Genomic DNA, 6,128 nt, shown 5'->3' on the forward strand with positions numbered 1-6,128 from the left:
CAGCAGCACCGACGCGCCACGCTCCAGCAGCGCGGCGGCGATGCCCTTGCCCACGCCCTGCGCCGCGCCGGTGACGATCGCGACATGCCCCCTCATCGAGTCTGGGTGGGAGTAGCTCATCCGGTCGGACCCATCTGCAGCCGCACGCCGCGATGCATCTCGTAGGTGCTGCGCACACCGCCGGGCAGCTCGATGAACTCCACCGCGGTTCCGTCCGGGTCCTTGACGAAAAACATTCGCACCCCGCCGATTTCGAACGGTTCCTGGTCGGGTGTATACCCCGCCTCGGTGATGCAGCGGTGGGCGTCGTCGAGATCGGGGACCGACAGCGACATGTTGTGGATCCCGGTGATGCCGCGACGCGGCGGCTTCTGATCGGGCGCGCCGGCGCCGAGCGACAACAGTTCGACCATGAGCCCGCCCAGCAGTCCGCCGACCACCCGGCCCTCCTGCTTCCGCTTCGCGTGCAGCGCCGCGTCGAAAGGCTCTCCGGAGATGAGGGTTTCGAAGACGACCTCCATGCCCAGCACATCCCGGTAGAAAGCCAGCGCCCGGTCCATGTCGGTGACCCCGACGACGAGGTGAAAGAACGACACGTCATTGAGCACCGTCATAACGTCGCCGCGAGATTGGACGCCGGACGCCCCGCGAACAACGGCAGGTCAAGATAGGTCTTGATGCCGGGTTCGGCGACACACACGTCGGGGATGGCGTTGATGCAGTGGTTGGCAGTGGCGACGACGCCGGGATTGCGTTGCAGCCCTTCGGCGATCGTCACTGGTTGCAGTCCCTTGAAGGTGAGGCTCACGTCCGGGTCGCCGGTGATCTCGACCTCGAAACGTTCGCCGAGTCCGCCGAAATCCCAGGCCGGGTCCAGGTTGTCTTCGCCCATGAGCCAGTTGACGGCCGCGGTGATGACCGGCTCGCCGTCGACCAGGGCCTGCCAGCGGAACCGGCGCGCAGCCACGGTTCCCGCGGTGATCGGGAAGGGGTCGTAGTCGATGTCGGAGGTCGCCACGGCGATCTCCTGAATGGTCCTGATGTTCGGATCGATGCGAAATCCCACGTGGTCGGCGATCATTCGCACCGACATCTTGAACCCGTTTTCGAGCAGGCCGGCCATGGGTCCCTGCATGGCCGCTTCGGGGGTGCCACCGAAGCCCATGATGTGGCGCACCACGTCCGGGGCGTTGTAGGTGCGGATGTCGGAGAACTCCTCGGCGCGCACGTGGGTGACCGCCGACGACAGCGACGACAGCATCAGCGGGAACCGCTCCGTGATGCCGCCGGGGTGGATGCCCGACCCGTGCAGCGTCACGCCGCCTTCAAGCGCGGCGTCGGCAACGGCCTGGACAGCCGGGTTGCTCAGGTCGGGGTATACCCAGCCGACCGAGGTCACCACGTTCTTGCCGGACCGCAGAATCGCAACGACCTCTTCGTCTTTGGGAATGAGCGGGCTGTACATGACACAGTCGGCGTCCAGCGCCAGCACCTCGTCGATGCTGGAGGTGGCGGTGACCCCGAGCGGAGCGGTGCCGAGTATCTCGCCGACGTCGCGGCCGCTCTTATCCGCGCTGTGCACCCAGCACCCGACCAGCTGCAGCTGCGGGTGGTTCTGCACGCACTCGATCGCGGCCTTGCCGACGCCGCCGGTCGCCCACTGGATGACACGAAGCGGTTGACTCATTAGTGACCTCCCGGATAGTGGCGAGCTTCAACAAGCTCTAGCAAAAGCACCCGCAGGCGCGGCGTGGCGGGTGCTTTTGCGTCTGCTCGGCGGTACTGGCACGCTATGACTGAATGGCAGTCACTGTCAACCGAGCATAGGAAGGGCGATGACGATGAGCGTCCTGGACGGCAAGATCGCGATCGTTACGGGTACCAGCCGGGGCGTGGGAGTCGGCATCGCCCACGAGTTGCTACGTGCCGGCGCCACCGTCATCGGCTGCTCGCGCTCGCCGCTGGACACCATCCCCGGCATCGACGCAGACTGGGCACCCCGTGCCTCGCAAAAGGTCTGCGACCAAGGCGATTGCCACTCGATCGACTCGTTCGTCAGCGACGTCGTGGCCACCCACGGCCGCATCGACATTCTGGTCAACAACGCTGGCGGAACCGTCCCCGCACCCCACGCGGAGAGCATTCCAAAACTCGTCCAACGCATGCAGGGCGCGCCCCGCAGCGACGACGAATATGAGCGCACGGCACTGTTCCACGCGTTCGCTGTGCAGATGAACCTGATCAGCCCGCTCTGGTTCGCCATCCGCGCCTACCGGCAGATGCGCACCCAGGACGGCACCGGCTGCGTCATCAACATCTCGAGTGGCGCCGGACATCCCGCAGGGTCACCAACTTTGGTCTCCTACGGCGCCGCCAAGAGCGGGCTCAACCACCTCACCAGGTCGCTGGCCGAGGAATGGGGACCGAAGGTCCGGGTCAACTGTGTCGCGTTGGGCCCGACGATGACTGAGAACTTCCGGTCGTTCGTGCTGCCTAAGGACGATCCGACCGGCGAGAAGTATTTCGCCGCCGTCCCATTGCGCCGCGCCGGCGAGCCCGCGGAGGTGGGCCGGGTCTGCGTCTTCCTCGCAAGTGGACAGGCGGACTTCGTCAACGGCACCACCATCGAGTGCGACGGCGGGATGTTGCCCGGCGTCCTCTACGACGCGGGCCTGAAGACGATCACCGATTTGCTGTAACCGGCTTCAGCAAAACCAACTCCGTCGGACGTCGGGTCTGATACCTTCCGACGGACAATTGGGGAGGGGTTATGCAACGCGCACTCGTCGCAGCAATGGGAATGATCGTCGTGGGCTGCGGTGTCGGCGTTCCGCCGGCCGCCGCGGAAAATCCGGTCTGTACGGCGACCTGGTGTTCGTTCTATTTGCCGTCGCACAACATCGGCTGCGAAATCAGCTACCAACGCGGCAGTGGCATCTCCGACGAAACGTACTGCCAGAGCGAATCGCCGGCGCAATCTGTGCACATGCCCGCCAACGGCGTGTTCAAGACCTGCAACGGCATGAACTGCCTGGGCAATGCGGGCCAAGGCACGCCGACCCTGGCCTACGGCCTCACCGCCGGACTGGGACCCTTCAACTGCCGGTCGGAGCAAACGGGCGTCACCTGCACCGTCACCTCGGGTCGTGGCTTCGCCCTCTCCAACGCGGGAGTCAAACCCGTCGGCTGACGGAAGCCTTCTCCAGGGTGAACTGGTTGACGTCGATGTAGCCGTCCCGGAAGGACTCGGCGCAGCCGGTCAGGTACTTCATGTAGCGCTCGTAGACCTCGTCGGACTGGATCTCGACGGCCTCGGCCTCGCGCGCCTGCAGCGCCGCCGCCCACAGATCGAGGGTCTTGGCGTAATGCTGCTGCAGCGACTGGCGCCGGGACAGCCGGAAGCCCGCCTTCGACGAGTGGTCCTCCACCTTCTGGACCGCCGGCAACCGGCCGCCCGGGAAGATCTCGGTCATGATGAATTTGGCGAAGCGGACATGCGAGAACGAAATGGGTAGCTTGCGTTCGGCGATCTCGTCTCCGGTGAGGACCGTGATCGTGTGCAACAGCATCACGCCGTCGTCGGGCAGCACGCTGTAGGCCATCTTGAAAAAGTCGTCGTAGCGGTCGTAGCCGAAGTGCTCGAACGCGCCGATCGATACGATCCGGTCGACCGGCTCACTGAATGCTTCCCACCCGTCCAGCAGCACCCGCCTGCTGCGTGGGCTGTCCATCTCGTCGAACGACTTCTGCACGTGGTCGGCCTGGTTCTCCGACAACGTCAATCCGACGACGTTCACGTCGTACTTCTCGATGGCCCGGCGCATGGTTGCCCCCCAGCCGCAGCCGATGTCGAGCAGCGTCATGCCGGGCCGCAGGCCCAGTTTGCCCAGCGACAGATCGATCTTGGCGATCTGGGCTTCTTCCAGCGTCATGTCGTCGCGCTCGAAGTAGGCGCAACTGTAGGTCTGGGTCGGATCGAGGAACAGGCGGAAGAAGTCGTCGGATAGGTCGTAATGCGCCTGCACATTGTCGAAATGGGGCACCAGCTCCTGAGCCATGAATTTTCGTGCCTTTCCGGACCCACCGGCCCCCCGCGGTGACACGGCCACCCCATGCCCAGCTCCGCATAGTTACCCCGCAGCCGCGCAGGCCAAACAATCACTCGCTCGGCAGCAGCCCGCAGCGAACCAGCAGCTATGTCCTCTAATGTCAAAAAACTGTCCTGCAGTGTCAAGACGCGGGCCGTTGTCCTGCCGCAAAGTGTGTTCAGTGGTTACTCCACCGCTCCGCGCACGAGGAAGTTCGTGGGGCAGGCCTCACACCCGGACAGGACACACCAATGAACTCCACCAGCATCGAGCACGTCGACGTGTTGATCATCGGCGCGGGCATCTCGGGTATCGGCGCCGCCCGCTACCTGCAGACCATGCAGCCGGGCAAGACATTTGCCATCGTGGAGGCCCGCGACGAGATCGGTGGAACGTGGGATCTGTTCCGGTACCCCGGGATTCGCTCGGACTCCGATCTGCACACGTTCAGCTACGAGTTCAAGGCGTGGGAGGACCCGAAGGCGATCGCCAGCGCCGGCGCGATCATGTCCTACCTGCGGGAGACGGTGGCCGAGAACGACATCCGGAGTGCGATCCGCTTCGGCCACAAGGTGATCGAAGCGGCGTGGTCCACGCCGGACGCCCGCTGGCTGGTGGAGATGGAGCGCACCGACACCGGCGAACGCATCACCATGAGCTGCGGCTGGTTCTTCAGCGCCAGCGGCTACTACCGCTACGACGAGGGGTTCACCCCGGAATTCCCGGGCCGGGAACGGTTTGCCGGACAGATCGTGCACCCCCAGCACTGGCCGGAGGACTTGGACTACAGCGGCAAGCGGGTTGTGATCATCGGTAGCGGCGCGACTGCGGTCACGCTGGTGCCGGCCATGGCCGAGACCGCCGGGCACGTCACCATGCTGCAGCGTTCGCCGACCTACATCGTGCCGGTGCCCTCCGAGGACCGCATCGCCAACACCCTCCCCAAGCTGATCGGCCGCGACCGGGCCTACGCCGTCACGCGGCAGAAGAACGTCGCCAAGCAACGGCTCATCTTCCGGTTCTGCCAGCAGTTCCCCGGGGCCGCCCGGCGACTGATCCGTCACCTCAACGCCAAGCAGCTGCCGGCCGGATATCCCGTCGACGAGCACTTCAGGCCCGCCTACAACCCGTGGGACCAACGACTGTGCGCGGTGCCGGACGCCGACATGTTCAAGGCCATCCGCGACGGACGTGCCTCGGTGGTCACCGACCAGATCGACACCTTCACCGAGGACGGAATCCGGCTGCAATCCGGGCGTGAGTTGAAAGCCGACATCATCGTGACCGCCACCGGCCTGAACCTGCTGGCCTTCGGCGGAATCAAGCTCTCGGTGGACGGTGTTGCCGTCGATATTCCGAAAAAGGTTGCGTTCAAAGGCTTTCTACTCAGCGACGTCCCCAACTTCGCCTACGTGTTCGGCTACACCAACTCGTCGTGGACGTTGAAGGTCGGGCTGATAAGTGAACACTTCTGCCGTCTGTTGGCTCACATGGACGCGCACGGCTACGATATCTGTTACCCGCAGTTGCCCGAGTCGATGCCGACACGGCCGTTGCTGGAAATCACCTCCGGCTACGCCAGGCGGGCTGCCGGCACGATGCCCCACCAGGGCACCGAGGGTCCATGGCGGACCAGCATGGATTACCGCGTGGACCGAAAGATGTTGCGCGAGGGGCCAGTCGACGACGACCACCTTCGTTTCACCACGTCCTCCAAGTCGGCACAGGAGGTCACACGCCAGCCGGCATTGGTCGGCTAACGAGGAGCACACATGGACCTGATGGCACCGATCGACTCGCTGTTCTTGACGGCTGAGTCTCGCGAGCATCCGCTGCACGTCGGCGCGCTGCAGCTGTTCACCCCACCGCCCGGTGCGGGACGGAATTTCGTCCGCGAGGCCCATCAGGCCATGTTGCAGTGCCATGACGTAGCACCGTTATTCCGCAAGCGTCCGATGGGATTTCACGGTGCGTTCACCAACTTGGCCTGGTCGTCCGATAAGGACGTCGACCTTGACTACCACGTGCGGCGATCGGGCT

Annotated in this window: 7 protein-coding genes and 1 pseudogene; 4 read left to right on the top strand and 4 right to left on the bottom strand. The window is 64.7% G+C overall.

Features of this window, described 5'->3' with window-relative positions; translation table 11 throughout:
• The 3 genes and pseudogenes from VML93_RS11935 to VML93_RS11945 form a co-directional block, all read right to left on the bottom strand.
• Positions 1–120, bottom strand: a pseudogene (locus VML93_RS11935) (SDR family NAD(P)-dependent oxidoreductase); the annotation flags it as partial.
• On the bottom strand, positions 117–614 hold the full coding sequence (locus VML93_RS11940) for a VOC family protein (RefSeq protein ID WP_325610805.1): 498 nt from the start codon (positions 612–614) through the stop codon (positions 117–119). The pseudogene VML93_RS11935 and the gene VML93_RS11940, both read right to left, overlap by 4 nt.
• Positions 611–1,687: a dihydrodipicolinate reductase gene (locus tag VML93_RS11945; RefSeq protein WP_325610807.1), complete on the bottom strand. Its 1,077-nt coding sequence runs from the start codon at positions 1,685–1,687 to the stop codon at positions 611–613. Before VML93_RS11945 ends, VML93_RS11940 begins: the two co-directional genes overlap by 4 nt.
• Before the next feature lie 154 nt (positions 1,688–1,841).
• Here VML93_RS11945 and VML93_RS11950 point away from each other — a divergent pair, with 154 nt between their 5' ends.
• Together VML93_RS11950 and VML93_RS11955 are read left to right on the top strand one after the other, a co-directional pair.
• Entirely contained in the window at positions 1,842–2,699 is an 858-nt protein-coding gene (locus tag VML93_RS11950) for an SDR family oxidoreductase (protein ID WP_325610812.1), read from the top strand.
• 71 nt (positions 2,700–2,770) lie between these two features.
• Entirely contained in the window at positions 2,771–3,190 is a 420-nt protein-coding gene (locus VML93_RS11955; protein ID WP_325610808.1) for a hypothetical protein, read from the top strand.
• Here the strand turns inward: VML93_RS11955 and VML93_RS11960 are convergent.
• A complete protein-coding gene (locus tag VML93_RS11960) occupies positions 3,174–4,058 on the bottom strand; it encodes a cyclopropane mycolic acid synthase family methyltransferase (protein ID WP_325610809.1) in 885 nt (294 codons plus the stop codon). The two genes, VML93_RS11955 and VML93_RS11960, sit on opposite strands and share 17 nt — an antisense overlap.
• Before the next feature lie 281 nt (positions 4,059–4,339).
• Here VML93_RS11960 and VML93_RS11965 point away from each other — a divergent pair, with 281 nt between their 5' ends.
• Positions 4,340–5,848 carry an NAD(P)/FAD-dependent oxidoreductase gene (locus VML93_RS11965; RefSeq protein ID WP_325610811.1) on the top strand — a complete coding sequence of 503 codons (1,509 nt, stop codon included), beginning with the start codon at positions 4,340–4,342 and terminating at the stop codon, positions 5,846–5,848.
• Between the two features lie 21 nt (positions 5,849–5,869).
• Positions 5,870–6,128, top strand: a 259-nt coding sequence (locus VML93_RS11970) for a wax ester/triacylglycerol synthase domain-containing protein (protein ID WP_325610814.1), incomplete at its 3' end; no start/stop codon positions are given.

The sequence above is a fragment of the Mycobacterium sp. genome (assembly GCF_035499775.1).
Classification (GTDB): domain Bacteria; phylum Actinomycetota; class Actinomycetes; order Mycobacteriales; family Mycobacteriaceae; genus Mycobacterium.

What these genes read in the sequence shown, in the direction of transcription:
- VML93_RS11950 (WP_325610812.1), top strand. Translation starts at nt 1,842, where the DNA reads ATGAGCGTCCTGGACGGCAAGATCGCGATCGTTACGGGTACCAGCCGG.
- VML93_RS11940 (WP_325610805.1), bottom strand. Translation starts at nt 614, where the DNA reads ATGACGGTGCTCAATGACGTGTCGTTCTTTCACCTCGTCGTCGGGGTC.
- VML93_RS11945 (WP_325610807.1), bottom strand. Translation starts at nt 1,687, where the DNA reads ATGAGTCAACCGCTTCGTGTCATCCAGTGGGCGACCGGCGGCGTCGGC.
- VML93_RS11965 (WP_325610811.1), top strand. Translation starts at nt 4,340, where the DNA reads ATGAACTCCACCAGCATCGAGCACGTCGACGTGTTGATCATCGGCGCG.
- VML93_RS11955 (WP_325610808.1), top strand. Translation starts at nt 2,771, where the DNA reads ATGCAACGCGCACTCGTCGCAGCAATGGGAATGATCGTCGTGGGCTGC.
- VML93_RS11960 (WP_325610809.1), bottom strand. Translation starts at nt 4,058, where the DNA reads ATGGCTCAGGAGCTGGTGCCCCATTTCGACAATGTGCAGGCGCATTAC.